The sequence below is a fragment of the Bariatricus sp. HCP28S3_D3 genome, from assembly GCF_052065755.1.
GTDB lineage: Bacteria > Bacillota > Clostridia > Lachnospirales > Lachnospiraceae > Allocoprococcus.
Genome location: NZ_JBQHTK010000071.1, coordinates 1 through 2,183 on the forward strand (window position 1 = coordinate 1; position 2,183 = coordinate 2,183).

1 protein-coding gene and 2 pseudogenes are annotated in these 2,183 nt (G+C 40.9%); all 3 read right to left on the reverse strand.

Going from position 1 to position 2,183, the window contains the following annotated elements; all coding sequences use genetic code 11:
- Positions 1-108 (reverse strand): annotated as a pseudogene (locus ACTNB3_RS17685) (transposase); the annotation flags it as partial.
- 95 nt (positions 109-203) lie between these two features.
- Positions 204-1,526 carry a group II intron reverse transcriptase/maturase gene (gene ltrA / locus ACTNB3_RS17690; protein ID WP_441027271.1) on the reverse strand — a complete coding sequence of 441 codons (1,323 nt, stop codon included), beginning with the start codon at positions 1,524-1,526 and terminating at the stop codon, positions 204-206.
- Between the two features lie 548 nt (positions 1,527-2,074).
- Positions 2,075-2,176, reverse strand: a pseudogene (locus ACTNB3_RS17695) (transposase); the annotation flags it as partial.
- Positions 2,177-2,183: the final 7 nt, after the last annotated feature.

Consider the following 2,183-nt stretch of genomic DNA (forward strand, 5'->3'; position numbering starts at 1 on the left):
GCTCTTCGGCTGCGCACGGAACATGACATGTACATGATCCTCATCATGATTCCATTCTTCCAATGTAATCCCATAATTCGGTGCAATATACTCAAATATTTCTTTCGCTCTCTAGTAGATATGGGGATTACTCCCCATACCCCTAAACAAAACCGTACGTGCGCTATTAACGCATACGGCTTTTCACTTTATATTTTTATACTCTATCTGTAAAACAAACTTACCTTGATACTTGGTTCAAGCAACGGAAATGTCCGAAGCACTCCATTAAAGAAAGTATCTTGCGTATAGCCTCTTCTCTGACTTCTCCGATTGAGCCACTTAAACAACAGCCATTTTGTTTGCGTAAGAAAGTTCTTCACTTCCCTTGTATTGTCGGTCACTCCGTAATACTGATAGTGTCCTCTCAGTTTTGCATTGATTGTTTTAATTAACTGCTCCAATGGCATTGTTCTGTGTGCCTTTATCCAGTCTTTCATTGCTTTGATTTTACTCCGAAATTTCTTCTTACTGGTCTTTACCCTACAACGGTAAAAGCACTTCTTTCCGTCCATTCCGCAATAAAATGTGAAGCCAAGAAAGTCAAAGGTATCTGGCTTTCCTTCTCCTCTTGCTTTTCGGTTTTGCCTGGCAAACCTCCCAAATTCCAGAATCTTTGTCTTTTCCTCTGCTAATTCTAGCCCATACTTTCCAAAGCGTTCTTCCAGTCTCTGCTTAAAAACTTCCGCTTCGTATCGGTTCTGGAAACAACAAACAAAATCATCACAGTAGCGAATAAGATAACTTTCTCCCTTGCATTGTCGCTTTACGATTACATCAAACCAGTTATCCAGTACATAGTGTAAATATATATTTGCAAGTATCGGGCTGGCTCCGTTTCCCTGTGGGGTTCCTCGTTCGCTGTCAAGATATTTTCCATTTTCCATGATTCCTGCTTTTAAAAATTTCTCGATTATTTCAAGGAATTTTCTGTCAGCTATATCATGCGACAGCATCTTCATCAACCATTCATGGTCTACATTATCAAAGAATCCTTTGATATCTGCTTCCACCACATAGTTCGTCTTTCGATACTGCACCATTTCTATGATTTCTCTTACCGCCTGATGACAGTTCCTGTTTGGGCGGAATCCAAAGCTCTCATTATAAAACTTTGGCTCATAAATCTGCTCCAGTATCTGTGCAATCGCATTCTCCACCAGTTTATCCTCATAACAGGAGATTCCCAGTGGTCTCATTTTGCCTTTTGTTTCTTTCGGAATATAGACTCGCCTTGTTGGATTTGGGCAATAGCTTCCGCTTTTCATCCGTTTTACAAGATTCGCAAGATTTTCCTCAAGATTCAGCTCATAATCCTCTTTTGTTACCTTGTCAATTCCATATGCTTTCTTCTTATCCATTGTTTTATGAATTGCTCGAAGCGTATCTACATTGATATAGGACGCAAGATTCTGTACCTTTCTGTCGGTTCTGTTTGCTTTTGCAATATTGTACTGTATTCCAAGCAACTCATTTACCATGTTCATCAGCTCTCTTTCGTCTGCATAGTTCCTAATTACTTGAAGCTATAAAGTGCACAGCCCTTTTCTCCATCTGCTTTCACAGACTTCTCCGATACTATGGCTGTGTCGGACTTCCTGCCACTCATTTGAATTCCTGACGCATTTCTTTGTTTTGGTCTCCATACCCCTTGGGGGAAATGACAGGATCTCAGCTGTTCCGATAACATACTTATCATCAACCTCGCCAAGCTCTCAGACTGGGGGATGCCGTTGTGGCCTCACCATATCGGCCATAGCAGTGTTGTCTACTGCGTAACAGAACACATCGACCATTTCCAACCTCGTAATAATTTCCCAGCTCAATCACTTCACTTTCGTTTCGGCTCTGTTGCTCCCTGTCCTACGCTTAAACCTGACGTTACCGTTTTGATTCCAAGGACTCGGTACAGGCGGTTGGTTAGACCTTACCTGATAGGATTTTCCTACTGTATTGTTATCAGCTTACCAAAGTTTGCGGAATTCCTTCCGCGCACTAGGGGAAATCAGCTATGCTGATTTCGCAGCTCGCACCTGTTTGATATTACATCATCTATCACTTTCCGGCGATATTTCACAACCATAATCAAATGATAATATAACAAAAATACTGAATGTGCATTATTATCCAAATCCATATTATAA

Excerpts from the sequence above, each read along its gene's own strand:
- ltrA (WP_441027271.1), bottom strand. The coding sequence starts at position 1,526 with ATGAACATGGTAAATGAGTTGCTTGGAATACAGTACAATATTGCAAAA.